Raw genomic sequence first — 24,171 nt, 5'->3', positions numbered from 1 at the left:
TCGCCCGCATCGTGACAGCGTTAGAAAATTGGAGCATCACATGCAACGGAGGTTCGATGCCTGAGTTGCCGGAAGTTGAGGTCACCCGCCTAGGGTTGCTACCGCATATTACGGGGCGACGTATCGTGCGCGCCGTGGTGCGTCATCACGGGCTGCGCTGGCCGATCGATCCGGCGTTGCCCGGTCTGCTTGCCGGCTTGACTGTCACGCGGTTGCTGCGCCGGGGCAAATACCTGCTCATCGAATGCATGCCCGATGCCAGTCACGCCGATGCCGCCGGCGGCTGGCTGCTGGTCCACCTCGGCATGACAGGCACCTTGCGCGTGCTGGAGGCGCCCGTGCCGCCCGGCCAGCATGACCACGTCGACCTCGAGCTGATCGACGCAACCGGCGTTCCGATCACGTTGCGCTATCGCGATCCGCGCCGCTTTGGCGCGGTGCTCTGGCATCCCGGCGACGAGGCCGGCCTGGCCGAGCATCCGCTACTGCGCAACCTCGGCATCGAACCGTTCGACGCGCGTTTTGACGGCGATTGGATGTACACCCGCACGCGAGGGCGACGCGTCGCCATCAAGTCGGCGCTGCTGGCGGGCGACATCGTGGTCGGCGTGGGCAACATCTACTGCTCCGAAAGCCTGTTCCGCGCCGGCATCCGGCCGACCACGGCCGCCGGGCGCATTAGCCGGCCGCGCTACACGGCGCTGGCCGAGGCCATTCGCGCCACGCTCGCCGATGCCATTGCCCGGGGCGGCAGCACGCTGCGTGATTTTGTCGGTTCGGATGGCCAGAGCGGTTATTTCCAACTCGAAGCGTTCGTGTACGACCGGGCGGGCCTGCCATGCCGCGTGTGCGGCACACCGATTCGCCAGATCGTGCAGGGCCAGCGCTCCACGTTCTACTGCCCTACCTGCCAGCGCTGAAGTGCTCGCCAGGGCCCCGGTGCGGGGCCTGGTGGAGCGATCCGCCCGCCATTTCGCAAGGATTTCGAAGGGGGGTATCCGGCTGCCGATGGCATCCCGCAACACTTGATTGTCAGGGCTGCGGAAGTCGGCGGAAAGTTCTCCCGGAATAGGGCGGTTCCCTGTATCGTTCCACCTAAATTTGTGCATTTCTGTGCCGTAGGGGCGGTAGTAGCGATGCCGAGAGGGCGCGTTTTCGGGGCGCGCACACAATAAGACAGAACGATGAACAACACACTGAGCACACAGTTCGAGCAGTACAGCGCCTGGCGCGCTGCGGTACTGCAGTCGGTGGGGGAATTCCAGGACTGGCTGCAAGCCCAGGAGCTGTACGACGCCCAGGCCGACATGCGCGCCCAGCGCATTCGCGGCGTCCTGCGCAGCGACAAACTCAAGGTCGCCTTCATTGCCGAGTTCTCTCGCGGCAAGAGCGAGCTGATCAACGCCATCTTCTTTGCGGACTTTGGCCGCCGCATTCTGCCGTCGTCGGCGGGCCGGACCACGATGTGCCCGACCGAGCTGATGTACGACGACAGCTACGCGCCGTCGATTCGCCTGCTGCCGATCGAGACGCGTCTGCACGACGCCTCCACCGCTGATTTCCGCGATGCCGAGAGCCACTGGCTGTCGGTACCGCTCGACCCGTCTTCGCCCGAAGGCATGCTCGAAGCTTTCCGCCACGTGGTGGAAACCGTGCGCGTGCCCAAGGAAGAGGCCGAGCAGCTTGGCCTGTACAACGACGCCGATCCGGACGCAGCGTTTTCGGTGGATGCCGCCGGCACGGTGGAAGTCTCGAAGTGGCGCCACGCGATCATCAATTTCCCGCACCCCATGCTCAAGCAGGGGCTGGTGATCCTGGATACACCGGGCCTGAACGCCATCGGTACGGAGCCTGAGTTGACGCTGCGCCTGATTCCGGATGCGCACGTCGTTGTGTTTGTGTTGGCCGCCGATGCCGGCGTGACCAAGAGCGACCTCGAACTGTGGCGTTCGCACGTGGGTGGCGGCCAGCGCAAGGGTTGCATCGCCGTGCTCAACAAGGTCGACGGCTTGTGGGATCCGCTCAAGACCGAGCAGGAAATCGAGAACGAAGTCAGCCGCCAGATCATGACCACGGCGCAGGTGCTCGACATCGACGTCGAGCGCGTGTATCCGGTGTCGGCGCAGAAGGGTTTGCTGGCCAAGGTCAGTCATGATCACGAGCTGTTGGCCAAGAGCCGCCTGCTGGAGCTGGAGTCGGTGCTGTCGGATCAACTGATCCCACAGCGTCGCGAGATCGTCACCGAGCAGGTGCAACTGGCGGTGAAGGATATGGCCGCCGGTGCGCAGCAACTGCTGCAGATGCGCCGCCGCGACATCGTCGAGCAGTTGTTCGAGTTACGCGGTCTGCGCGGCAAGAACCACACGATGGTCAAGCACATGCTGATGCGTGTGCAGGGCGAAAAGGAAGAGTTTGAGCAGAGCATCGCCAAGTTCCAGGCGCTGCGTACGGTATTCGGCCGCCATAGCGCGGAAATCATCAAGAGCGTGCAACTCAAGCAAATCCGCTCGACGATGCGCGAGGCGCGCGAGAAGATGAAGGAGCGCGTGTTCTCGCGCGGCCTGCGCGACGACATGGACAAGCTGTTCGGCCACCTGACCGGCTTGGTGCGCGACGCGGCCAACCGCATCGACCAACTGCACCAGATGGTTGACGGCATGTACAAGAAGTTCAACGCCGAGCACGGCTTTACGCTGTCGCCGCCGCTGCGCTTCCTGGGCACGCGCTACGACGCCGATCTGAAAGAAACGCTGATGCTCGCGCACAACCACTTTGGCGCGTTCAGCTTCCTGACCCGTCCGAAGCCGCAACTCGTGCACGGTGCGTTCTCGACGGTGGCCAGCCGCGTGCTGGATACCTTCCAGGACATGAACCGCGACATCGAGATCTGGCTGAAGTCGGTCATGACGCCGCTCGAAGCGCAGGTGCGAGACCACCAGAAGCAGCTGCGCAAGCGTGTCGATTCGATCGAGCGCATTCACGAGGCCACCGACACGCTGGAAGCGCGTATCGCCGAGCTCGAAGCGCTGCTCAACACGCTGGACGAGCGCAGCGGCACGATTGCCCAGTACACCGACCGCATCCTGGCGGCCGGGACGATTCTGGAGCGGCAGTCGGTTGCGGCCTGACGCGAGCGTTGCTCATGAGAAAGGCGCCTGCGGGCGCCTTTTTCGTTCTGGTAGGATCGCCGCCAGCGCGTTCGTCTTCTGCGCCGCCTCTTCTCCACACGCATGACTGTCACCCAACGCCGCACGCGCCGCACCGCGCTTCCCGCTCCCGCCTTGCCGATGCTCCCCGACGATTTCGCTGTGCGCGTGATTGCTTGGCAGCAGCGTCATGGTCGCCACCATCTGCCATGGCAGAACACTGGCGACGCGTATCGCACGTGGCTCTCCGAGATCATGCTGCAGCAGACGCAGGTGAGCGCCGTGCTTGGTTACTACGCGCGCTTCATCGAACGGTTTCCGACCGTGCAGGCGCTGGCTGCCGCACCCGCTGACGACGTCATGGCCGCCTGGGCCGGTCTGGGTTACTACACGCGCGCGCGCAACCTGCATCGCTGTGCGCAGATTGTCGTGGCAGAGCATGGCGGCATCTTCCCGCGCGATCCGGAAGTGTTGGCGACGTTGCCGGGCATCGGGCGTTCAACGGCTGCCGCCATCGCAGCGTTCTCGTACGGAGTGCGCGCGGCCATTCTGGACGGCAATGTCAAGCGCGTCTTCGCACGCGTGTTTGGCATCGACGGCTTTCCCGGTGACAAGCGAGTCGAATACACCATGTGGCGTGTCGCCGAAGCCGTGCTGCCGCCGGCCGATGGTATCCAGCCGTACACGCAGGGTTTGATGGATCTGGGCGCCATCGTCTGCACGCGCGGCAAGCCCGCCTGCTTGACCGGCGAACGCGCTTGTCCGCTCGAATCGCTATGCGAAGCGCGCCGTACCGATCGCGTGATGGAGTTGCCTGTGCCGCGTCCACGCAAGGCGACGCCCGAACGCGCGGCCACACTGGTGATTGCGCTGCACGGCGACGCAGTGTTATTGCAGCGGCGTCCGCAACGCGGCATCTGGGGTGGGCTGTGGTCGCTGCCGCTGGTGGGGGACATGGGCGACGCGCTCGATGCGCATCCATTGGACGCAAGTGCCGTGCGCCAGGCCGCGCAGGCCTACGGCGTGGTCACGGCGGTGGTAACTGCCGGCGCGCTCACGCATACCTTCACGCATTTCCGTCTGCATATGCACTTGCTACGCGCGGAGATTGCCGCGCCCACCTCGCTCGACAGCGGCTGGCGCTGGGTGCCGCTCGCGCAGCTCAATTCGGTAGGATTGCCCGCGCCCGTCAAGCTGGCGCTGGAAACGTTGGTGCAGCCGAGCCTGATCTAGCGCGATCGCTCGGCTTGGGGCATCACAGGATGTGATGCTGCTTCATGTACCGATGGACGATCTCGATGCGCATGCCGGCATCCATCAATTCCATCAGCTTCTGCTTGGCCTTGAGCGGTACCGGTAGCAACTCGCACAGCCGGTTGGCGACCCAGCTCGGACTGCCCCATTCGTACGGCTCGGCCATCGGCACGTTGCCCTCTTCGCGCGCACCCAGCGTGGCAACGATGCGGCGCAAGGCGCCCACGCAATCGTCGAAGAGTTCGCCCTTGCAGTCTTCAACATCGGCGCCGATGGGTTCCACCGTGCCGCGCATCAGGCCGTTGGCATTGGTCTCGAACGACAGCACCTTGAAGCGCTGTGTGCCGCGCACCTTGATCATCAGCAGGCCGAGCTGCTCCATGTCGCACTCGACGATGTGGGCGATGCAACCGATGTCCACCGGCACGGTCGGCGCGTCCGTCGCGGCGATTTCATTTCCTCGTTCGATCATGCAGACGCCGAACGGGGTCTGGTCGCGCAGGCAGGTGCGCACCATGTCGATGTAGCGGGCTTCGAAAATCCGCAGCGGCAGAAGGCCGCCCGGGAACAGCACGGTGTGCAGTGGAAACAGCGGCAGTTCCGTAGGCAGCGGCGGCAGCGGTGAGAACGGCGAGAGAGCGATGTCTTCTTGCATGGGCGGGTGGAGCGAACGGCAAGTCCAACACGCGGCGCCGCGCAAGCCGATTCCTACGGGACTGGCCCGGCGCGCATGGCGCGCGGTTCAGCTCTCTATGGCCATTTCGCGGTGGCGGACCAACACATTACCATGCGCGCGGAAGTACGTGGCAAGCCGCTCGGCGATATACACCGAGCGATGCTGACCGCCCGTGCAGCCAATCGCGACGGTCAGATAGCTGCGGTTGTCGGCAATGAAACTCGGCAGCCACTTTTCGACGTAGGCGCGGATGTCCTCGGCCATCGCCAGCACCATCGGCTGGCTTTGCAGGAAGTCGATGACGGGCTGGTCGCGACCCGTGAGGGGGCGCAGTTGCGTGTCGTAGTACGGGTTGGGCAGCGAGCGCACGTCGAAGACGAGGTCGGCGTCGGTAGGCACGCCGTGCTTGAAGCCGAACGACTCGAACATCAGCGTGATGTCATGCGGCTCGTCGCTGATGAATTCCTTGATGTACGCGCGCAGGGCGTTGGTGCGCAGCGTGCTGGTGTCGATGCGGTGCGCCGGATCGGCCAGCGGGCTGAGGAGTTCGCGCTCCATCTCGATGGCTTCGATCAGCGATGTGTCGGCGCTCTTGGCGGCGGCGTGCGTATGGGCCTCGTCAGGACGGCCGTTGCGGATCGACAGCGGGTGGCGGCGGCGTGTTTCGGAGTAGCGCTGCACCAGCGCGTTCGAACTGGCCGTCAGGAACAGCATGCGCACGTCGTGTTCCTTGCGCAGCGCAGTGATGGTCTCTGGCACCTTGCGCAGCGATTCGCGGCTGCGGATATCAGTGGCCACGCCCAGGTGTGTGTAGCCCTGATCCGCCAGATAGCGCGCTAGTTCGGGAATAAACTGCGCTGGCAGGTTGTCGACGCAGTAGTAGCCTGCGTCTTCGAGCACGTTCAGGGCGACCGATTTCCCTGAACCCGACATACCGGTGATGAGAATGATCCGCATGGCGCGAGGATAGCATTCCTCTGTGGCAAACCCGAGACCAAACAAAAAGGCGGCCGAGCCGACCGCCTTTCCGGTACGACGTTAAGCGGTTGCTCAGCTCTTGTTCGAGAGGCAATCCTTCATGAATGCCTTGCGCGCGTCGCCCTTCTTGCCGCTGGCATCCTTGTTGCACATCTTCATGCGCTCTTTCGGATCAGCCGGCTTGGCGGCGGCTGCCATTGGCTTGTCCGACAGGCAGCCCTTCATGAATGCCTTGCGCGCGTCCCCTTTCTTGCCTGTGGCGTCCATGTTGCACTGCTTCATCTTGTCTTGCTGCGAGTTCTTGGCAGCCGGTGCGGCGGCGGGGGCGGCTGGAGCAGCGGCCGGTGCGCTGCCTTGGGCGAAAGCCTGGCCTGCCAGGAACGGGAGCGCCAGGGCGCAAGCGGCAATCAGTTGTTTCATCGTTTTATTCTCCTTGGGTGCAGTCAGAAGAGCGGGTGGAACTTGCCGCCGCGCTCGCGATGAACGCCGCCGCGTGCGTGCTCGGCGCATTCCCTCCCACAACGGGGCGAGCGCATGTCGGGTTGACGTTTCTCGACGAAAAGTAGGGTAAAACCCGTCCGATTGCGAAGCTTTGTGACGACTTTGTTAAAGCAGGCGGCCTTGTGGCGAATGCGACGCGGCTTCGGCCTGCATGGCGGCACGCTGGCGGTCCATGAAGTCTCGCAACGTATCGATGCCGCGCAGGCGCAGGATGGTGTTGCGTACGGCGGCTTCGACCAGCACGGCCAAGTTGCGGCCGGCTGCCACCTGGATCTTCACCATGTGGATCGGCAAACCGAGCACATCGAGGTATTGCGAATCGAGCGGCAGGCGTTCGAATTCGCCGTCGTTGCGGCGCACGAGTTGCACGATCAGCTTGATCTTCATCTTCCGGCGCACGGCCGTCTCACCGAAGATGGTCTTGATGTCGAGCAGGCCCAAGCCGCGCACTTCCAGCAGGTTTTGCAGCAGTGGCGGGCAGCGGCCTTCGATAAAGTCCGGCCCCAGGCGCACGAAGTCGACCGCGTCGTCGGCAACCAAGCCGTGGCCGCGGGAGATCAGTTCCAGGCCGAGCTCGCTCTTGCCCAGGCCAGAATCGCCCATGATCAGCACGCCCATGCCGAGGATGTCGAGGAACACCCCGTGCATTGTCACGCGCGGCGCCGAGATGCGCGAGAGGTACAGGCGCAGGTGGTCGATGACCGCCGCTGAGGAAATCGGCGAAGTGAACAGCGGCGTGGACGAGCGTGTGCAGCGCAGTTCCAGGTCGGGCGGTGGGTCGACGCCGTCGGCCACTACCAGGAACGGCGGCTCCAGCAGAATCAGCTCGCCCATCTGACGCTTGCGGTTTTCTTCCGACAGGCGCTGGTAGTAGGTGATCTCGGGCTTGCCGAGTACCTGGATGCGGTTCGGGTGAATAAGGTTCAAGTGCCCGACGAGATCGGCCGCCGAGGTAGCTTCCTTGGCGAAATCCACGTCGAACGCGCGGTCCGCACCTTCCAGGCCGGCGACCCACGACAGCTTCAGGTCGGCTGCGTTGTCGTCGAAGATCGATTGGGCAATGACGCCGGTCAGTTCCATAGCAGGGCAGTGGTGCCGATGGGGGCGGGGCGCATTCGCAATCGGTTGCGTTTCACACCGATTACGCTGCGTTCATGGCCGCCAGTCGGTCAATAGCTGGTGAATCGCCTCGGGCGAGGGCAGGGTGGCAAGGCCTTCGCGCATGTCGCGGTCGGACAGCAGTTGGGCGATTTCGGAAAGGATCTCCAGATGCTGCTGGGTCGCTTGCTCCGGCACCAGCAGGAAGATCAGCAGTGACACCGGCTTGCCGTCGGGCGACTCGAATGGCACCGGCTCGGATAGGCGCATGAACGCCGCCAGCGGCTGCTTGAGCCCCTTGATGCGGCCGTGCGGGATGGCCACGCCGGCGCCCAGGCCCGTGGAGCCAAGTGATTCGCGCGCGAACAGGTTGTCGGTGACGACCGCGCGTGCAACGCCGTGGTTGTTTTCGAACAGCAGGCCGGCCTGTTCAAATACCCGCTTCTTGCTGGTTACGCTGACGTCGAGGGCAATGTTCCCGGGCGGCAGCAGTTTGGCCAAGCGATTCATGTGCAATGCGTGAAATGAGCGGCGTCCTTCTGCACCAAAACGGCGCACGGACAATTGGGCCATTATAGACCACGCGCCGCGCGGCTTTGTGCGACGCACCAGCGGTGTGCCGCGCAGGGCAGAGAGGAGAATCCCCCAGGGCTGCAATCGGTCGTTGCCGGCAAATTGCGCCTAGGCATCGACCCTGTTGTTGCTGGCATCGCGGCAAGACCCGCGTCACGCCAAGCATTCATACTTTCGTCAGATTTTAGCCCGACTTAATTCGGATGCAATCGGATTCGTCGGGAATGCACCACGACATAAAAAAACCGCGCCATCCGAGGGCGCGGTTTTCTGCGGTGCGGTGTGCTATTGCTGCATCTGCACGGCCTGGAGGGCTTGGTGCTTCACGCTGTCACGATCATGGCCTTGCACGCGATCCTTGTATTTGATGACCTGCCGATCCAGCTTGTCGACCAAGAGGTCGATGGCCGCATAGAGATCTTCATGGTGTGATTCGACGAAGACGTCCTTACCCTTGAGGTGCAGGTTGATTTCCGCATACTGGCGACGGTTCTTCTCCTTGTGGTTATCGACCGATAGCAAGACGCTGACGCCAATCACCTGATCGAAGTGCCTGATCACACGCTCCAGTTTCGTTTCCACGTACTCACGCAACGGCGGCGTGATGTCCAGGTGGTGTCCACTGAGTTTGAAGTTCATAGCGGTTCTCCTTCTCACGGATGGGCCGCACCGGAACTGCCCGCGATGCGGCTATAAGGACTTACGCAGATTCACTGCAGGGATCTTGAGGGCTTCGCGGTATTTGGCCACCGTCCGACGGGCCACCACGAATCCTTGTTCGCCTAACAGCTCGGCAATTCTGCTATCGGACAGAGGATTCTTCGGGTCTTCGGCTCCTACAAGTTGCTTGATGAGCGCGCGTATCGCGGTGGATGACGCGGCCCCGCCGGTTTCCGTCGATACATGGCTGCCAAAGAAGTACTTCAGCTCAAACGTCCCCATCGGGGTCGCCATGTACTTGTTGGTTGTCACACGGGAGATCGTGGACTCATGTAGGCCCAGTGTATCGGCTATTTCCCGCAAAACCAAGGGGCGCATGGCGATTTCGCCGTGCGTGAAAAAGCTCTTTTGACGCTCGACAATAGCTTGCGAGACACGCAGGATCGTGTCGAAACGCTGCTGGATATTCTTGATCAGCCAGCGCGCTTCCTGCAGCTTCTGCTGCAGATTGGCGGCACCCGATTCGCCCCGGCTGCTGCGCAGGATCTGCGCGTACATGTCGTTGATGCGCAGGCGCGGCATGACGTCGGGGTTCAGTTGCGCCATCCAGCCAGCGCTGGTCTTGCGCACCACCACGTCGGGCACCACGAAATCGGCTTCCGCGCGCCCGAAGGCGTGACCCGGGAACGGCGCCAAGGAACGGATCAGCTCATGTGCCGCCTTCAGTGCGGGTTCGTCGACGGACAATGCCTTCTTTAGGCGCGTGTAGTCACGCGCGGCAAGCAGTTCGAGATGCTGATTGACGATGATGAGCGCCAGCGCTTTGGCAGGCGAATCGAGTCGTTGCAGTTGCAGCGTCAGGCACTCAGCCGCCGAGCGCGCGCCGATGCCGGGCGGGTCGAAGCTCTGCAGCATGCGCAGCGCGGCCTGCAGTTCATCAAGCTCGACTTCGAGTTCGGCGGGCAGATCCGTGAGGATCTCGTCGAGCGTGGCCGAGAGATAGCCCTCGTCGTCGAGCGATTCGATCAGGAAGATGACGAGGCCCTTGTCGCGCATCGACAGCTTGAGCGGCGCGAGCTGTTCCATGAGGAATTCGCGCAGCGTGGGCTCGGCCTCGCGCAACTGCATGGGGGCGCGGTCGTCCTCGTCCGATTGCGGTTTGCGGGCGAAATCGTCGAGGCTCCAGTCGGAGCGGTCGGAACCGTAGTCGCTGTCAAAATCGGCGCCGTTCTCGTAGCTGTTGTCGGGGGCGTCGCTACTCTCGGCGCCGTTGGGCGTGGGCGGCGGCGATTCGGTGGGCAGCGGCGTGGCGCTGTTGCTCTGCAGTGCGTTGACGGAGCCGTCCGCGCCGATGCGCGCGGAGGTGTCGAGCCACTCGTTTTCCCGCTCCAGCAGCGGGTTCTCGGTCAGGGCCTGCTCGACTTCCTGCTGCAGTTCGATGGTCGACAGTTGCAGCAGGCGGATGGACTGCTGCAACTGTGGCGTAAGCGCCAGATGTTGAGAGAGGCGGAGCTGGAGCGACTGTTTCATGCGGGCTATTCTATGCCCAACAGTCAACCGATGGAACGGATTTTGCTTTAAGGTGCGCCTTTGCCACGTCCATAAGACGTAGGTGCGGCGTGCGGCTTACATCCGGAAGTTATCGCCCAGATAGACCTTGCGCACATCCTCGTTTTCAACGATCTGCTCGGGCCGGCCTGCGGCAAGCACGGTGCCTTCGCTGATGATGTAGGCGTGATCGCAAATGCCCAGCGTTTCGCGTACGTTGTGATCGGTGATCAGCACACCGATGTTGCGATCCTTCAGGAAGCTGACGATGCGCTGGATTTCGCCCACGGCGATGGGGTCCACGCCCGCAAACGGTTCATCGAGCAGGATGAAGCGCGGCGACGAGGCCAGCGCCCGGGCAATTTCCACGCGGCGGCGCTCGCCGCCTGAGAGCGACAGCGCGGGGTTGTCGCGCAGATGCGCGATCTGCAGGTCATCGAGCAGCGCGTCGAGCCGGCGGTTGACTTCGGCTTGCGTGAGCTTCTTGCCGTCCTGCTCCTGCAATTCGAGCACCGCGCGGATGTTCTCCTGCACGTTGAGCTTGCGGAACACCGAGGCTTCCTGCGGCAGGTACGACAGCCCCATGCGTGCGCGCTGGTGGATCGGCAGGCGGCTGATGTGCTCGCCGTCGAGCACGATGTCGCCGGCGTCCAGCGCCACCAAGCCCACGATCATGTAAAAGGAGGTGGTCTTGCCCGCGCCGTTGGGGCCGAGCAGGCCGACCACCTCACCGCTCTTCACGTCAAGCGACACGTCCTTGACCACCGTGCGCGTGCCATAGCGCTTCTTCAGGTGCCGGACCACCAGCGTGCTGGAAGTCAGGGCCTGCGGCGCGACAGTCTTGGGATCAAGGGTGGTAGCGGACATAGACAAAACGGAAGGGCTGGCGGGACGGATCAGGGTTTGGCGGCAGGCGCGGCGGGCGTGCCCGGGGTGCTGCTGCGGGGGGCGAGAACTGCACGCACGCGGCCCGACGGGTTGGCGGCCGTGGTGTTCTCGGCGCCGCCCGTGGCCGTGTAGAACTCCTTCTGGCCGTCGTACGTGATGACTGCGCCGCGAATCTCATCGAGCTGCGTGGCGCCCTGCAGGCGTTCCATGCGCGCGCGGGTGATCAGCTTGGAGATCTCCTGCTTGCCGTCGTATTCGATGCGCTCGCCATAGCCCTGGATGTATTCGTCGACGTTGTCGCGCTTCTGGCGGATGAAGGCCAGGTTGCCGGGCTTGGAGGTGGCGATGGCGTAGTTATAGCCCTCGGGGTCGGTGCGCAGCTCGGCTTCGTCGGAGCGCAGCACCATGGTGCCCTTGGTCAGCACGACATTGCCGGTCAGGTGGTAGACCTGCTTCAGGTCATCGTAGCTGGCGTTGTCGGCTTCGAGCACCAGCGGCTTGTCGCGGTCAGCGCGCTCGGCGTATGCGGGCAGGGCCGGGAGCAGCAGCACGGCGGCGAGAGCAAGGCCGGCGGCACGGAGGGAGTCGGTCATGGAAGTCGAGTTGGAGAGAGGCGCGGTCGATCGTTGCGAGGGCTGGTTGGGGGCGGGCATGCAGTTTACTGCTTCGGCGCCCCCAGCCCTTCGATCCGGCCGCGCACATTGCCCAGCAATTGTACTTGTCGCGTCACGTTGTTGAAGACGAGGCCGTTGGCGTTCATGATCGACGGCCCGCGATGCAGCTCGACCGGCTTGTCGGTGCGCACGACGTCGTCATTGAGCAGCACCTGGAAGTAGGTCGAGTCGGCGGTCATCAGCGGGTCCTGGTGCGTGTCCGGGCCCTGTGCGCGGATGATCTTGGCGTTGTTGTACAGGTCGATGACGGTGCCCTCGCCATTCATCTTGCCGAGGTCGGCGCGGGCAGTCACCTGCGGGCGGTCGGGCGCATAGACGCGCAGCGCCGGGAAGGTGACGTCGTACGAGAGGTCGTCTTCGTAATGGTTCATGTGGACGCCGGTGAAGCGGTATTTGGTTGCGCCCTTTTCGTCCAGAGCGGTGGCCGAGACGCCGTCCATGGTGTAGTCGGCGACATGGCGCTTGGCCTGGTTGGCAGCGTTATCGGTCTGTGGCGTGTTGACCTGCACGAGCAGGAACGTGACACCGCAGACGATCGCCATCAGCAGGATCGGCAAGCCGCGCAGCATGATCTGCAGCACGGTGGAGACGAGGCGTTGGGAGCGTTCGCTGGCCATGAGGTCAGAAGGATTGCGGGGCCTGCAGCAGTTGCGCGAGCAGGGCATCGTAGGCGCCCTGGGCCTTGAGGATCAGGTCGGCCACTTCGCGCACCGCGCCGCGTCCGCCCGTCGCTTGCGCGACATAGTGGGCGCGGCTGCGCAGTTCGGCGTGGGCCTGGGCGGGGCAGGCGGCAAAGCCCACCAGTTGCATCACTGGCAGATCGGGCCAGTCGTCACCCATGTAGCCGGCGTCGGCGGCCTGCAGTTCGGTGGCCGCGAGCAGGTGGGCAAACGCCTCGCGCTTGTCGGGCACCCCTTGGTACAGATGTTCGATGCCGAGTTCCCCGGCGCGCCAGGCGACGATTTCGGACTGCCGCCCGGTGATGATGGCCGGCGTGATGCCCGCCTGGTCCAGCAGCTTGATGCCGTGGCCGTCGAGCGTGTCGAAGGCCTTGCTGATCTCGCCCTCGGGGCCGACCAGCAGGCGGCCGTCGGTGAGCACGCCGTCCACGTCGAACACCATCAGGCGCACGCGTGCGGCGCGTTCCATCGCCTGCGGAAAGCGTGCATCGATGTTGCTGTGGACGGGAGATTCGGCCGGAGCGCTCATCAGCGGAATGTCAGATGACCTTGGCGCGGGTCAGGTCGTGGATGTGCAGGGCGCCAACCAGCATGCCGTCAGCCTCGACCACGAGGAGCTGGTTGATGCGGTGCGTTTCCATCACTTCGACGGCCTCGACGGCGAGCTGGTCCGGGCCAACCGCACGCGGGTTGCGGTGCATGACTTCGTGTATCGGCACGGTGCGCCAGTCTCGCGGGGTTTCCAGCAGGCGGCGCAGGTCGCCGTCGGTGAAGACGCCCACGGCGCGGCCGTCGGTGTCGACCACGGCGGTCATCGCCATGCCCTTTCGGGTGATTTCCATCAAGGCTTGTGACAGCGGCGTGTCTTCCATCACGCGTGGTACGGCGTCGCCCGCGCGCATGACGTCGCGCACGTGCGTGAGCAGCTTGCGCCCGAGCGAGCCGCCCGGGTGCGAACGGGCGAAGTCTTCGGCGCCGAAGCCGCGTGCGTCGAGCACGGCCACGGCCAGCGCGTCGCCCAACGCGATCTGCGCGGTGGTGCTCGCGGTGGGCGCCAGGTTCAGCGGGCAGGCTTCGACGTCGACGTGCGAGTTGAGCACCACGTCGGCATGTTTGCCGAGCGAGGATTGCGGGTTGCCCGTCACGGCGATCAGCTTGGCGCCCAGCCGCTTGATGAGCGGCAGGATGGCGTTCAGCTCCGAGACCTCGCCGGAGTTGGAAAAGCCGATGAAGACGTCGTCGCGGGTAACCATGCCAAGGTCGCCATGGCTGGCTTCGGCCGGGTGCACGAAGAAAGCCGGCGTGCCGGTGGAGGCCAGCGTGGCCGCGATCTTGCGTGCAATGTGACCGGATTTGCCCATGCCCGAGACGACCACGCGCCCGGTGCAGCCGAGCACCATTTCGACCGCACGCGCAAAGTCGGCGGACACCTGGGATTTGAGGCCAAGCACGGCTTGCGCTTCGATGTCGAAGGTTTGCTGCGCCAGCGCCAGCGCTCGATCCGGATTGAAATTCGTTATCATGGCGGCGAAGTATAACAACGATTGACACCGTCCCTGGCCACTTGCGGCGTGTTGGGGCGTGGCCTGCGGGGGAGCAGCGGGGCGTGCGGGCGCTCTGTTTTGCTGCATCGCGGCAATCTGATTTCGAACCCCTTTCCTTCCCGCCGCCACGCCGCCATTTTCTGCACTGCGGCGTCCCGCGTTTCGCGTTCTTCGTTGATACCCTGGCATCGGTCTTGCAACGCGCTGCGTGCTGTCCTCGGCATGTTTGTCGTATGCACCGTCACGATGCCCGGGTGCTGTCCGTCCTGTCCAACCCCTTTTTGCTTGGCTTTTCGCGTCGCATGCATTCGCCGCTGGAACTCACCCTCGTGTTGTTGATTGCCGCCGTGATCGGCGTGGTGCTGTTCCGCATGCTGCAATTGCCGCCCATGTTGGCCTATCTGGTGGTGGGAGTCCTGATCGGGCCGAAGGCGACGGGCCTGGAGCCGGATTCCGCCCAGACACGCTACCTCGCCGAGTTCGGCGTGGTGTTCCTGATGTTCTCGATCGGGCTGGAGTTCAACCTTTCGAAGCTGCGCTCGATGCGGCGGCTGGTGCTGGGACTGGGTGCGTCGCAGGTGCTGTTGACCATACTGCTGACGATTCCGGTGTCGCTGCTGCTCTCGCACTGGTATCCGCTGTCGTGGCAGTCAGGGCTGGCACTGGGCGGGGCGCTTGCCATGTCGTCCACGGCCATCGTCTCGAAGATGCTGGCCGAGCGGCTGCAGCTCGAAACCGAGCACGGCCGCAACATTATCAGCGTGCTGCTGTTCCAGGATCTGGCGGTGGTACTGCTGCTGATCGTTGTTCCGTCGCTGGGCAAGAACCCGACCGATCTGGTGCTGGCATTGTCGATTGCGGCGGTGAAGATCACCATCGCGCTGGTGCTGATCCTGTTCATGGGGCAGAAGCTGTTCTCGCGCTGGTTCCACCTGGTGGCGGCGCGCCGCTCGCAGGAGCTGTTCATGCTGAACCTGCTGCTGGTGACGCTGGGCATGGCGGCGCTGACCGAGCGGCTAGGCCTGTCGATGGCGCTGGGCGCCTTCCTGGCTGGCATGCTGGTGTCGGAAACGCCCTACAAGCTGCAGGTGGAGGAGGACATCAAGCCGTTCCGCGACGTGCTGCTGGGGCTCTTCTTCGTGACGGTGGGCATGTTGCTGGACCCGCGCGTAGTGGTTCAGCACTGGACGCTGGTGCTGGCACTGGTGACCGGGCCGGTGCTGTTCAAGTTCGTGCTGATCGCGTTGCTGGCGCGTGCCTTCGGCTCGGGCGGCGGCGTGGCGATCCGTACGGCGCTGGGCCTGGCCCAGGCGGGGGAATTCGGCTTCGTGCTACTCAACCAGATCGACGGCATGAAGCTGATCGATCCGGTGCTGGGTCAGGCGATTCTGGCGGCGATGCTGCTGTCGATGCTGCTTGCCCCGTTCCTGATCGAGTACAGCGACGCGATCGCCATGCGGCTGTCGCGCACGGACTGGCTGATGCAGTCGCTGGCGATGACCAAGATCGCTGCACAGAGCATCGCCACCGAGCGCCACGTCATCATTTGTGGCTACGGGCGCAGCGGCCAGAATCTGGCGCACATGGTGGAGCAGGAAGGCATCGGCTACATGGCGCTGGACCTCGACCCCGACCGCGTGCGCGATGCCGCCGCCGCTGGCGAGCACGTGGTGTACGGCGACGCGGCGCGGCGCGAATCGCTGGTGGCGGCCGGTATCCATCGTGCGTCGGCGGTCGCCATTACCTATGCCGACACGGCCTCGGCGCTGAAGGTGCTGCACCACGTGCAGGCGCTGGAGCCGACGCTGCCCGTCATCGTGCGCACCATTGATGACACCGATCTGGACCGCCTGCAGCAGGCCGGCGCCACCGAAGTCGTGCCAGAAATCATCGAAGGCAGCCTGATGCTGGCCTCGCACGCGCTGGTGCTGCTGGGCGTGCCGCTGCGCCGTGTGGTGCGCCGTGCGCAGGAGATGCGCGATGCACGCTACAGCCTGCTGCGCGGCTACTTCCACGGCCAGGACGACGAAGATGACATGCTCGAGCGCGACGCCGTGCGCCTGCACTCCGTGCCGCTGGCCGCGGGCTCGCCCGCCATCGGCCGCAAGCTCGGCACGATGGGGCTGGAAACCTTCAAGACTTCGGTGACGGCGATCCGCCGCCAAGGCATCCGCGCGATCGATCCGGAGCCGGATACGGTGCTGGAGCTGGGCGATATCGTCGTGCTGCGCGGCACGCCCGAGGGGCTGCAGATGGCGGAGGAGCGGCTCTCCGCACGCTGATGCCGCGCTGCATCGGCCTACTTGGCCAGCGCTTCGAGGAGCGGGCCGCGCGAGCGGCGCGGCGGCGGGACATCCGCCATGCTCGGCGGCAGGCCGGCCAGCACGGCAGCGGCATCGAGCGACCGGATCGACACGCGCGTATCGGCCGGAATGCGTCCGTCCTGCTGCAACATCAGGTAGCGCAGGCAGCAGACCCGCAGGAACGAGGCGAAGTTGGCAACCTCACCGCGATGCTCAAGCAACTCGTCATACAGCTTGCCGATCAGTTGGCTGACCGTCAGGCCGTCGCGCTGGCCGATTTCTTCCAGCACCTCCCAGAACAGGCATTCCAGGCGCACGCTGGTCGCCACGCCATGCAGGCGTAGCGAGCGGGCCAGGGTGTCGTACGAATGGGGATTGGCGCGGATGAAGATTTCGCACATGGCCGGGCTCCTCGTCAGGTGCCCGGCTGGCGGGCAACCGGATCAGTGTAGAACCCGCGTGCCCAGGACTTCAAGAAATTGCGCGAGCCACGCGGGATGCGCCGGCCAGGCGGGTGCCGTCACCAATTTGCCATCGGTATGGGCCTGGTCGACGGGGATGTCCTGGTACTTGCCGCCGGCTGCTGTGACTTCCGGACCACACGCGGGGTAGGCCGAGCACGCCTTGCCTTCCAGCACGCCGGCCGCCGACAGCAACTGCGCGCCGTGGCAGATGGCCGCGATGGGTTTGTCGGCGCTGGCGAAGTGGCGCACGATGTCGAGCACGCGGGCATTCAGCCGCAGGTATTCAGGCGCACGGCCGCCGGGCACGACGAGTGCGTCGTAGGCGGCGGGGTCGATGTCGGCAAACGCGGCGTTGACGGTAAAGCGGTGCCCGGGCTTTTCGGAGTAGGTTTGCGCGCCCTCGAAGTCGTGCACGGCGGTGGCCACCGTTTCACCGGTGCGTTTGTCCGGGCAGACGGCGTGGACGGTGTGGCCGACCATCTGCAGAGCCTGGAAGGGAACCATGACTTCATAGTCTTCAACGTAGTCACCCACCAGCATCAGAATCTTCTTTGCCATCGCCGTGTCTCCTGTATGGTTGCGGTCTGCCCATTGTGGTGACGCGTTGCCTGCCGTGGGTGGTAGCCGGTTACCGCGGGCCATCTTCTCCTCCTTTCCACCATGACCAACGTTCCCCACCATCAGGCCGCCTTGCTGACGCCGTCGTCGTTGCCCGCCTCCACAGAGCTGGGCGACGTGACCCGCTACCTGTGCGACCGCATCCGCACCGTGCCCAATTGGCCGCAGCCGGGGGTGATGTTCCGGGACATCACGCCGCTGCTGCAGGACCCGAAGAGCCTGCGCGTGCTGGTGGACGTGTTCGTCCACCGCTACATGGGGCAGGGGCTGAATCTGGTGGCGGGCATCGACGCGCGCGGGTTCATCCTGGGCTCGATCGTCGCGTATGAGCTGAACCTGGGCTTTGTGCCGATTCGCAAGAAGGGCAAGCTGCCGTTCACGACGGTGGCGGAGGAATACATGCTCGAATATGGCAGCGCCACGGTGGAGATCCACGCCGATGCCTGCAAGCCCGGCGACCGCGTGCTGCTGATCGACGACCTGATCGCCACCGGTGGCACCATGATGGCCGGCAAGCGCCTGCTGGAACGCCTGGGCGCCACGGTGGTGGAAGGCGCCGCGATCGTCGACCTGCCGGAGTTGGGCGGCTCGCGCCTGCTGATCGAGGGTGGCCTGCCGCTCTTTACCGTCTGCCGCTTCGACGGGCATTGACGACTTCAGGGCGACATATCCGCCGCAGCCGCTCATGTGACAAAAATATGACACTGCGTGGCCGTGCGCGGTAGCATGGCCCTTTCCTCTTTTTCTGCTGCTGCCAGGAGGCGCCGATGCCGCATGTGCTGCTGTTTCTGCTGACTTCCGTCGCCATTACGGTGATGCCGGGGCCGGACAACCTGCAGGTGATCGCACGTGGCGCGAGCCAGGGCCGCAAAGCCGGGCTGTCAGCGGCGGCCGGGTTTGCCTCGGGCTGCCTGCTCCACACCACGTTGGCAGCGCTGGGGCTGGCGGCGGTGCTGCAATCTTCGCCCCTGGCGTTTCAGGCGATTCGCTGGCTGGGCGCAGCCTACCTGATCTGGCTGGGCGTGCAGGCGCTGCGCAGCAAGGGCGGCTTCGGCCTGAACAATGGTGGACCACAGGCGGCGCCGAACCTGCGGCAGGTGTTCCGGCAGAGCGTGTTCGCCAACCTGCTCAACCCAAAGGTCACGCTGTTCTTCGTGGTGTTCCTGCCGCAATTCGTCGACGCGCAGGCGGGCCATGCGGCGCTGCAGATGCTGTTGCTGGGCGGCGTGTTCATGGCACAGACCATCGTCGTGTTCAGCCTGTACGGCTGGTGCGCGGCAGCGCTGGGCGGCTGGATGCGCCGTACGCCGCGCGCATCGCTGTGGCTCGATCGGGTGAGCGGCTGCATCTTCATTGGGTTGGGCCTGCGCGTGGCGCTGACCAAGTAAGGCTTCGGGATCGATGGTCACGCTGCTCAAGCTGCTCTCGGGGGTGGCCCTGCTGGTGTGGGGCACGCAGACCGTCAAGGTCGGCATGCTGCGCCTGTATGGCGCGGACTTGCGCCGCCTGCTCTCGCGCAGCGTATCGAACCGGTTCTCCGCGCTGCTGGCCGGCATTGGCGTGACGTGCCTCGTGCAAAGCAGCAATGCCACCGCCACCATCGTCGGGGCGTTCGTGGCGCAGGGGCTGATGAGTGTGTCTTCGGCGCTGGCGATCCTGCTGGGCGCCAACGTGGGCACGGCGCTGATGGCGCAGGTGTTTGCGCTGAACCTGTCATGGCTGTCGCCGCTGCTGATCTTCTTCGGTGTGATCCTGCACCTGTCGCGCAAGGGCAGCCCGGTCGGGCACTTCGGGCGTGTGCTGATCGGGCTGGGGCTGATCCTGCTGGCGCTGGAGCTGATTGCAGTGGCGACCAGCCCGATGGTCGAGGCCAACGCGCTGCGGGTGCTGCTCGGTTCGATTTCGGCCGACACCGGCCTGAACATGCTGATCGGCGCGCTGCTCACGCTGCTGTGCTATTCGAGCTTGGCGGTGGTGCTCTTTTGCGCCACGTTGGCGACTTCGGCGGCGGTGTCGGTCAAGGCGGCGTTTGCGATCGTGCTGGGCGCCAACATCGGCAGCGCGATTGCCGCGCTGGCCACCACGCCGGCTTCCAGCCAGGCTGCGCGCCGGGCGACGCTGGGCAACCTGCTCTCGCGCGTGCTGGGTGCGGTACTGGTGGTGCCGTTTCTGGGCAAGCTGGCTGTGCTGGCACCGCACGCAGGGGTGGCGTTGCAGCATGTGGTGGTGGCCTTCCACGTGGTCTTCAACGTGGCGCTGGCGGCGCTGCTGATCGGCTTCACCGACCAGATGGCCAAGCTGTGTGCGCGCATCTTGCCGGGCGGGCGGCATATCGACGAGCTGGTCGCGCCGCGCTACCTCGATCCGTCGGCGCTGGCTACGCCCACGTTGGCGTTGGGGAATGCCTCGCGCGAGGTGCTTCGCATCGGCGACCGCGTCGAGCAGATGTTGGAGAACACACTGCGCGTGCTCAAGACCGACGACGTGCGCCTGCTGCAGACCACGCGCGCCGTCGACGACGAGGTCGATGCGCTCTACACGGCCGTCAAGTTCTACCTCACGCAACTCAGCCACGAGGCGCTGGACGAGCGCGAGGGCAAGCGCTGGGCAGACATCATCTCGCTCACCATCAACCTCGAGCACGCCGGCGACATCATCGACCGTCTGCTGCAGGACGTGCGCGAGAAGAAGATCGCGCACAAGCTGGCGTTTTCCGAGGCCGGCATGCAGGAACTGGAAGACATGCACACGCGGCTGGTCGCCAACCTGAAGCTGTCGATGTCGGTGTTCCTGACCGGCGACCTGCCCAGCGCCCAACGCCTGATGCTGGAGAAGGCGCACTTTCGCGATCTGGAGACGCGCTACGCGCGCAGCCACCTCACCCGTATCTCGGCGCAGACCTCCGAGAGCATCGAAACCAGCTCGCTGCACCTCGACATCATCAGCGACTTCAAGCGGCTGAACTCGCTGTTCTGTGCGGCGGCATATCCGGTGCTGGACGAGGCCGGGCTGCTCAACCGCAGCCGGATGCAAGAGCGGGAAGAGGTCTTATAGCTTGTAGCCGATCTGCCGCAGCAGGTCCTTGCGCCAAGCGATGTCGGCGTCGGTCTCGATGCCCAGCGGCGAGGCGCCGTCCACCACGCCCAGCACGCCGCGCCCCAGCTCTGTTTGCGCAACGATCACCTGCGTCGGGTTGGCTGTGGCGCAATAGACGCGGCACACCTCGGGCACCGCGCGCACGGCAGCCAGCACGTTGACGGGAAAGAACCCGTCGCCCAGGAAGATCAGGAAGGTATGGCCCGCGCCGATGGACAGTGCGTTGTCGCGCGCGAGTTGGAGTGCCGCCTCGTCATTGCCTGACCAGCGTACGAGCCGCTTGCCGGAGGCCTCGCAGAACGCAATGCCGAAGCGGATGCCCGGCACCGCACCGACGAGTGCCTCGTGGAGGTCTTCCACGGTTTTGATGAAATGCGATTGGCCAAAGATGAAGTTGGACGCTTCCGGCTTGACGATGGGCACCACGGTGAGGTCCATGGCGACGCTCCTGTGCGGTGGAAACGCTCTTCATCGTAGGGCGCGGCGGCTTGATTGCAAGCTGCCGCGCCCGTGCTGCCTTACTTCTACTTGCGCTTGAGCAGCGGCGCCAGATACTTGCCTGTGAAGCTCGCCTTGCTCTTCGCCACATCCTCGGGCGTGCCCTTGGCGATGATCTGCCCGCCGCCTGCGCCGCCTTCTGGCCCCAGGTCGAGCAGCCAGTCCGCCGTTTTGATCACGTCGAGGTTGTGCTCGATGATCACGACCGTGTTGCCCTGGTCGCGCAGCTTGTGGATGACCTTGAGCAGCAGTTCGATATCGTGGAAGTGCAGGCCGGTAGTCGGCTCGTCCAGGATGTACAGCGTGCGGCCGGTATCGCGCTTGGACAGCTCCAGCGACAGCTTCACGCGCTGCGCCTCGCCGCCCGAGAGCGTGGTCGCCGATTGCCCCAGGCGGATGTAGCCGAGGCCCACGTCGAGCAGCGTCTGCAGCTTGCGGCGCACCACCGGCACCGGCGCGAAGAACTCGTGCGCCTGCTCGACCGTCATCTCCAGCACTTCGGTGATGTTCTTGCCCTTGTAGAGCACCTCGAGCGTCTCGCGGTTGTAGCGCTTGCCGTGGCACACGTCGCAGGGCACGTACACGTCGGGCAGGAAGTGCATTTCGACCTTGAGCACGCCGTCGCCCTGGCAGGCTTCACAGCGGCCGCCCTTGACGTTGAACGAGAAGCGGCCCGGGTCGTAGCCGCGCTCCTTGGCCGAGGGCACGCCCGCAAACAGCTCGCGGATTGGCGTGAACAGGCCCGTGTACGTGGCCGGGTTGGAGCGCGGCGTGCGGCCGATGGGCGACTGGTCGACGTTGATGACCTTGTCGAAATGCTCCAGCCCGTCGATGCGGTCGTGCGCGGCCGGCTCCGGTGTGGAGCCGTACAGATGGCGCGCCACTGCGTGGTACAGCGTGTCGTTGATCAGCGTCGATTTGCCCGAGCCCGACACGCCCGTGATGCACGTCAGCAGCCCGACGGGGATGTCCGCCGACACGTTCTTCAGGTTGTTGCCCGTGGCATTGATGATGCGCAGCCAGCGCCCTTCATCGGGCGCGGTGCGCTGCTTGGGCACCTCGATGCGGCGCTTGCCCGAGAGGTATTCGCCCGTGAGCGACGTGGGCGATTGCTCGATCTGCATGGGCGTGCCCTCGGCAATGACTTGGCCGCCATGCACGCCGGCGCCCGGGCCGATATCGACCACATGATCGGACGCGCGGATCATGTCTTCATCGTGCTCGACCACCAGCACCGAGTTGCCGAGGTCGCGCAGGTGCTTGAGCGTGCCGATCAGCCGATCGTTGTCGCGCTGGTGCAGGCCGATGGAGGGCTCGTCCAGCACGTACATCACGCCGGTCAGCCCCGAGCCGATCTGCGACGCGAGCCGGATGCGCTGCGCCTCGCCGCCCGAGAGCGTATCGGCGCTGCGCTCCAGCGACAGGTAATCGAGCCCGACGTTGTTCAGGAAGTTCAGCCGCGCGGTGATCTCCTTGACGATCTTGTCGGCGATCTCGCGCTTGGCGCCGTGCATGTTCAACGTCAGGAAATACGTGAGCGCATCGCGCAGCGGCCAGCCGTTGATCTCGTAGATGGCGCGGGCCTGGTCGGCATCGCCCACCTTGACGTTGCGGGCCTCGCGGCGCAGGCGCGTGCCCTCGCATTCGGGGCAGGCCTGATTGTTCTGGTACTTGGCCAACTCCTCGCGCACGGCGATGGAGTCGGTCTCCTTGTAGCGGCGTTCCAGGTTGGGGATGATCCCCTCGAACGCGTGCTCGCGCACCGTGGTGCGGCCGCGCTCGTTGATGTACGTGAACGGAATCTGCTGCTTGCCCGAGCCGTGCAGCACGATCTGCTGGATTTCCTGCGGCAGCTCTTCAAAGGCGACGTCGATGTCGACGTCATAGAACGCCGCCAGGCTTTGCAGCATCTGGAAGTAGAACTGGTTGCGGCGGTCCCAGCCCTTGATCGCGCCCGAAGCCAGCGATAGGTTCGGGAAGGCCACCACGCGTTTCGGATCGAAGAAGGTGATCTGGCCCAGGCCGTCGCAGTGCGGGCAGGCGCCCATCGGATTGTTGAACGAGAACAGACGCGGCTCCAGCTCCTGCAGCGAATACGAGCAGATCGGGCAGGCGAACTTGGAGCTGAAGACGTGCTCCTTGCCTGTATCCATTTCCAGTGCCACCGCGCGGCCGTCGGCCAGGCGCAGCGCGGTCTCGAACGATTCGGCCAGGCGCTGCTTGAGCTCCGGGTTCACCTTCACGCGGTCGACCACGACTTCGATGGTGTGCTTGTCGTTCTTCTTGAGCTTGGGCAGGTCATCGACCTCGTAGATCTTGGCTTCGGCCTCGTGTGCCGTGCCGCCGCCGGAGCGCACGCGAAAGCGCACGAAGCCCTGCGCCTGCATCGCCTCAAACAGGTCGACGTGCTCGCCCTTGCGGTTGGCGACCACGGGCGCCAGGATCATCAGCTTGGTGTCGGCCGGCAGCGCCAGCACGGCATCGACCATCTGTGACACGTTTTGCGCCTCCAGCGGCTGACCGTGGTCTGGGCAGTAGGGCGTACCGGCGCGGGCATACAGCAGGCGCAGGTAGTCGTGGATCTCGGTGACGGTGCCGACGGTCGAGCGCGGGTTGTGGCTCGTTGCCTTCTGTTCGATGGAGATGGCCGGCGATAGACCTTCAATCAGGTCAACGTCGGGTTTCTCCATGAGCTGCAGAAACTGCCGGGCATAGGCCGACAGCGATTCCACATAGCGCCGCTGCCCCTCCGCATACAGCGTGTCGAACGCGAGCGACGACTTTCCGGACCCCGAGAGCCCGGTGATCACGATCAGCTGGTTGCGCGGCAGATCGAGGTTGATGTTCTTCAGGTTGTGGGTACGGGCCCCACGAATCTTGATTTCTTCCATGTGCGGCTTGCGCCTCGCGGGCCGCCTGCGGCAATCGGCGGGAGGGGGGGGGGAAAGGGTAAGCCTGCTAATATACCGAAC

General features: G+C 64.7%; 23 protein-coding genes. 7 read left to right on the top strand and 16 right to left on the bottom strand.

What is annotated here, in order from left to right; translation table 11 throughout:
- Nucleotides 1–56: 56 nt before the first annotated feature.
- From mutM to mutY, 3 genes are all read left to right on the top strand, one after another.
- Nucleotides 57–920, top strand: coding sequence for a bifunctional DNA-formamidopyrimidine glycosylase/DNA-(apurinic or apyrimidinic site) lyase (mutM, locus tag B4F51_RS19840; RefSeq protein WP_296228338.1), 864 nt, complete (start codon nucleotides 57–59; stop codon nucleotides 918–920).
- Nucleotides 921–1,184: 264 nt separating this feature from the next.
- The gene (locus B4F51_RS19835) at nucleotides 1,185–3,128 is read left to right on the top strand and encodes a dynamin-like GTPase family protein (protein ID WP_296228336.1); all 1,944 of its coding nucleotides are present in this window, start codon (nucleotides 1,185–1,187) and stop codon (nucleotides 3,126–3,128) included.
- A 102-nt stretch (nucleotides 3,129–3,230) separates the two neighbouring features.
- A complete protein-coding gene (gene mutY / locus B4F51_RS19830; protein ID WP_296228333.1) occupies nucleotides 3,231–4,379 on the top strand; it encodes an A/G-specific adenine glycosylase in 1,149 nt (382 codons plus the stop codon).
- Nucleotides 4,380–4,401: 22 nt separating this feature from the next.
- On the opposite strand, the gene B4F51_RS19825 is transcribed toward mutY, so the two are convergent.
- The 12 genes from B4F51_RS19825 to B4F51_RS19770 form a co-directional block, all read right to left on the bottom strand.
- Nucleotides 4,402–5,055: an LON peptidase substrate-binding domain-containing protein gene (locus tag B4F51_RS19825; RefSeq protein ID WP_296228329.1), complete on the bottom strand. Its 654-nt coding sequence runs from the start codon at nucleotides 5,053–5,055 to the stop codon at nucleotides 4,402–4,404.
- Between the two features lie 87 nt (nucleotides 5,056–5,142).
- The gene (rapZ, locus tag B4F51_RS19820; RefSeq protein WP_296228326.1) at nucleotides 5,143–6,033 is read right to left on the bottom strand and encodes an RNase adapter RapZ; all 891 of its coding nucleotides are present in this window, start codon (nucleotides 6,031–6,033) and stop codon (nucleotides 5,143–5,145) included.
- 93 nt (nucleotides 6,034–6,126) lie between these two features.
- Complete coding sequence (locus B4F51_RS19815) at nucleotides 6,127–6,474, bottom strand: PsiF family protein (RefSeq protein WP_296228324.1); 348 nt, start codon at nucleotides 6,472–6,474, stop codon at nucleotides 6,127–6,129.
- A gap of 186 nt (nucleotides 6,475–6,660) precedes the next feature.
- Entirely contained in the window at nucleotides 6,661–7,635 is a 975-nt protein-coding gene (hprK, locus tag B4F51_RS19810; protein WP_004633393.1) for an HPr(Ser) kinase/phosphatase, read from the bottom strand.
- Nucleotides 7,636–7,707: 72 nt separating this feature from the next.
- Complete coding sequence (gene ptsN, locus B4F51_RS19805) at nucleotides 7,708–8,163, bottom strand: PTS IIA-like nitrogen regulatory protein PtsN (protein WP_004633390.1); 456 nt, start codon at nucleotides 8,161–8,163, stop codon at nucleotides 7,708–7,710.
- A 348-nt stretch (nucleotides 8,164–8,511) separates the two neighbouring features.
- Entirely contained in the window at nucleotides 8,512–8,865 is a 354-nt protein-coding gene (gene hpf / locus B4F51_RS19800; RefSeq protein WP_021196401.1) for a ribosome hibernation-promoting factor, HPF/YfiA family, read from the bottom strand.
- A 51-nt stretch (nucleotides 8,866–8,916) separates the two neighbouring features.
- Entirely contained in the window at nucleotides 8,917–10,416 is a 1,500-nt protein-coding gene (locus tag B4F51_RS19795; protein WP_296228318.1) for an RNA polymerase factor sigma-54, read from the bottom strand.
- Between the two features lie 96 nt (nucleotides 10,417–10,512).
- Complete coding sequence (lptB, locus tag B4F51_RS19790) at nucleotides 10,513–11,301, bottom strand: LPS export ABC transporter ATP-binding protein (RefSeq protein WP_296228314.1); 789 nt, start codon at nucleotides 11,299–11,301, stop codon at nucleotides 10,513–10,515.
- 29 nt (nucleotides 11,302–11,330) lie between these two features.
- Entirely contained in the window at nucleotides 11,331–11,915 is a 585-nt protein-coding gene (lptA, locus tag B4F51_RS19785) for a lipopolysaccharide transport periplasmic protein LptA (RefSeq protein ID WP_296228311.1), read from the bottom strand.
- A gap of 65 nt (nucleotides 11,916–11,980) precedes the next feature.
- Nucleotides 11,981–12,613: an LPS export ABC transporter periplasmic protein LptC gene (lptC, locus tag B4F51_RS19780; RefSeq protein WP_296228308.1), complete on the bottom strand. Its 633-nt coding sequence runs from the start codon at nucleotides 12,611–12,613 to the stop codon at nucleotides 11,981–11,983.
- Nucleotides 12,614–12,617: 4 nt separating this feature from the next.
- Nucleotides 12,618–13,205, bottom strand: a complete 588-nt coding sequence (locus B4F51_RS19775) for a KdsC family phosphatase (RefSeq protein ID WP_296228304.1) — start codon at nucleotides 13,203–13,205, stop codon at nucleotides 12,618–12,620.
- 10 nt (nucleotides 13,206–13,215) lie between these two features.
- Nucleotides 13,216–14,199 carry a KpsF/GutQ family sugar-phosphate isomerase gene (locus B4F51_RS19770; protein ID WP_296228301.1) on the bottom strand — a complete coding sequence of 328 codons (984 nt, stop codon included), beginning with the start codon at nucleotides 14,197–14,199 and terminating at the stop codon, nucleotides 13,216–13,218.
- A gap of 323 nt (nucleotides 14,200–14,522) precedes the next feature.
- On the opposite strand from B4F51_RS19770, the gene B4F51_RS19765 reads away from it, so the two are divergent.
- Nucleotides 14,523–16,502 (top strand): monovalent cation:proton antiporter family protein, encoded by a 1,980-nt coding sequence (locus tag B4F51_RS19765; RefSeq protein WP_296228300.1) that lies wholly within the window; start codon nucleotides 14,523–14,525, stop codon nucleotides 16,500–16,502.
- Nucleotides 16,503–16,519: 17 nt separating this feature from the next.
- On the opposite strand, the gene B4F51_RS19760 is transcribed toward B4F51_RS19765, so the two are convergent.
- Nucleotides 16,520–16,924 (bottom strand): ribbon-helix-helix domain-containing protein, encoded by a 405-nt coding sequence (locus B4F51_RS19760; protein WP_296228298.1) that lies wholly within the window; start codon nucleotides 16,922–16,924, stop codon nucleotides 16,520–16,522.
- A gap of 42 nt (nucleotides 16,925–16,966) precedes the next feature.
- Nucleotides 16,967–17,545: a DJ-1/PfpI family protein gene (locus B4F51_RS19755; protein ID WP_296228296.1), complete on the bottom strand. Its 579-nt coding sequence runs from the start codon at nucleotides 17,543–17,545 to the stop codon at nucleotides 16,967–16,969.
- A 102-nt stretch (nucleotides 17,546–17,647) separates the two neighbouring features.
- On the opposite strand from B4F51_RS19755, the gene B4F51_RS19750 reads away from it, so the two are divergent.
- From B4F51_RS19750 to B4F51_RS19740, 3 genes are all read left to right on the top strand, one after another.
- Nucleotides 17,648–18,256, top strand: a complete 609-nt coding sequence (locus tag B4F51_RS19750) for an adenine phosphoribosyltransferase (protein WP_296228294.1) — start codon at nucleotides 17,648–17,650, stop codon at nucleotides 18,254–18,256.
- Nucleotides 18,257–18,372: 116 nt separating this feature from the next.
- On the top strand, nucleotides 18,373–18,993 hold the full coding sequence (locus B4F51_RS19745; RefSeq protein ID WP_296228291.1) for a LysE family translocator: 621 nt from the start codon (nucleotides 18,373–18,375) through the stop codon (nucleotides 18,991–18,993).
- Nucleotides 18,994–19,006: 13 nt separating this feature from the next.
- Nucleotides 19,007–20,659 carry a Na/Pi cotransporter family protein gene (locus B4F51_RS19740; RefSeq protein ID WP_296228290.1) on the top strand — a complete coding sequence of 551 codons (1,653 nt, stop codon included), beginning with the start codon at nucleotides 19,007–19,009 and terminating at the stop codon, nucleotides 20,657–20,659.
- Here the strand turns inward: B4F51_RS19740 and B4F51_RS19735 are convergent.
- Nucleotides 20,654–21,139, bottom strand: a complete 486-nt coding sequence (locus B4F51_RS19735; protein WP_296228289.1) for an adenosine-specific kinase — start codon at nucleotides 21,137–21,139, stop codon at nucleotides 20,654–20,656. The two genes, B4F51_RS19740 and B4F51_RS19735, sit on opposite strands and share 6 nt — an antisense overlap.
- Nucleotides 21,140–21,225: 86 nt before the next feature.
- Nucleotides 21,226–24,090, bottom strand: coding sequence for an excinuclease ABC subunit UvrA (uvrA, locus tag B4F51_RS19730; protein ID WP_296228288.1), 2,865 nt, complete (start codon nucleotides 24,088–24,090; stop codon nucleotides 21,226–21,228).
- Nucleotides 24,091–24,171 lie beyond the last annotated feature (81 nt).

Origin of the sequence: Ralstonia sp. UBA689 (assembly GCF_002298975.1) — a bacterium.
Taxonomy (GTDB): Bacteria; Pseudomonadota; Gammaproteobacteria; order Burkholderiales; family Burkholderiaceae; genus Ralstonia.
This window is presented reverse-complemented; position numbering and strand designations above follow the sequence as displayed.

Excerpts from the sequence above, each read along its gene's own strand:
- B4F51_RS19755 (WP_296228296.1), bottom strand. The coding sequence starts at position 17,545 with ATGGCAAAGAAGATTCTGATGCTGGTGGGTGACTACGTTGAAGACTAT.
- lptB (WP_296228314.1), bottom strand. The coding sequence starts at position 11,301 with ATGTCCGCTACCACCCTTGATCCCAAGACTGTCGCGCCGCAGGCCCTG.
- B4F51_RS19740 (WP_296228290.1), top strand. The coding sequence starts at position 19,007 with ATGGTCACGCTGCTCAAGCTGCTCTCGGGGGTGGCCCTGCTGGTGTGG.
- rapZ (WP_296228326.1), bottom strand. The coding sequence starts at position 6,033 with ATGCGGATCATTCTCATCACCGGTATGTCGGGTTCAGGGAAATCGGTC.
- hprK (WP_004633393.1), bottom strand. The coding sequence starts at position 7,635 with ATGGAACTGACCGGCGTCATTGCCCAATCGATCTTCGACGACAACGCA.
- lptC (WP_296228308.1), bottom strand. The coding sequence starts at position 12,613 with ATGGCCAGCGAACGCTCCCAACGCCTCGTCTCCACCGTGCTGCAGATC.
- B4F51_RS19770 (WP_296228301.1), bottom strand. The coding sequence starts at position 14,199 with ATGATAACGAATTTCAATCCGGATCGAGCGCTGGCGCTGGCGCAGCAA.
- lptA (WP_296228311.1), bottom strand. The coding sequence starts at position 11,915 with ATGACCGACTCCCTCCGTGCCGCCGGCCTTGCTCTCGCCGCCGTGCTG.
- B4F51_RS19745 (WP_296228291.1), top strand. The coding sequence starts at position 18,373 with ATGCCGCATGTGCTGCTGTTTCTGCTGACTTCCGTCGCCATTACGGTG.
- B4F51_RS19775 (WP_296228304.1), bottom strand. The coding sequence starts at position 13,205 with ATGAGCGCTCCGGCCGAATCTCCCGTCCACAGCAACATCGATGCACGC.
- B4F51_RS19835 (WP_296228336.1), top strand. The coding sequence starts at position 1,185 with ATGAACAACACACTGAGCACACAGTTCGAGCAGTACAGCGCCTGGCGC.
- ptsN (WP_004633390.1), bottom strand. The coding sequence starts at position 8,163 with ATGAATCGCTTGGCCAAACTGCTGCCGCCCGGGAACATTGCCCTCGAC.
- hpf (WP_021196401.1), bottom strand. The coding sequence starts at position 8,865 with ATGAACTTCAAACTCAGTGGACACCACCTGGACATCACGCCGCCGTTG.
- mutY (WP_296228333.1), top strand. The coding sequence starts at position 3,231 with ATGACTGTCACCCAACGCCGCACGCGCCGCACCGCGCTTCCCGCTCCC.
- B4F51_RS19815 (WP_296228324.1), bottom strand. The coding sequence starts at position 6,474 with ATGAAACAACTGATTGCCGCTTGCGCCCTGGCGCTCCCGTTCCTGGCA.
- B4F51_RS19735 (WP_296228289.1), bottom strand. The coding sequence starts at position 21,139 with ATGGACCTCACCGTGGTGCCCATCGTCAAGCCGGAAGCGTCCAACTTC.
- B4F51_RS19795 (WP_296228318.1), bottom strand. The coding sequence starts at position 10,416 with ATGAAACAGTCGCTCCAGCTCCGCCTCTCTCAACATCTGGCGCTTACG.
- B4F51_RS19760 (WP_296228298.1), bottom strand. The coding sequence starts at position 16,924 with ATGTGCGAAATCTTCATCCGCGCCAATCCCCATTCGTACGACACCCTG.
- B4F51_RS19765 (WP_296228300.1), top strand. The coding sequence starts at position 14,523 with ATGCATTCGCCGCTGGAACTCACCCTCGTGTTGTTGATTGCCGCCGTG.
- B4F51_RS19825 (WP_296228329.1), bottom strand. The coding sequence starts at position 5,055 with ATGCAAGAAGACATCGCTCTCTCGCCGTTCTCACCGCTGCCGCCGCTG.
- B4F51_RS19750 (WP_296228294.1), top strand. The coding sequence starts at position 17,648 with ATGACCAACGTTCCCCACCATCAGGCCGCCTTGCTGACGCCGTCGTCG.
- mutM (WP_296228338.1), top strand. The coding sequence starts at position 57 with ATGCCTGAGTTGCCGGAAGTTGAGGTCACCCGCCTAGGGTTGCTACCG.
- uvrA (WP_296228288.1), bottom strand. The coding sequence starts at position 24,090 with ATGGAAGAAATCAAGATTCGTGGGGCCCGTACCCACAACCTGAAGAAC.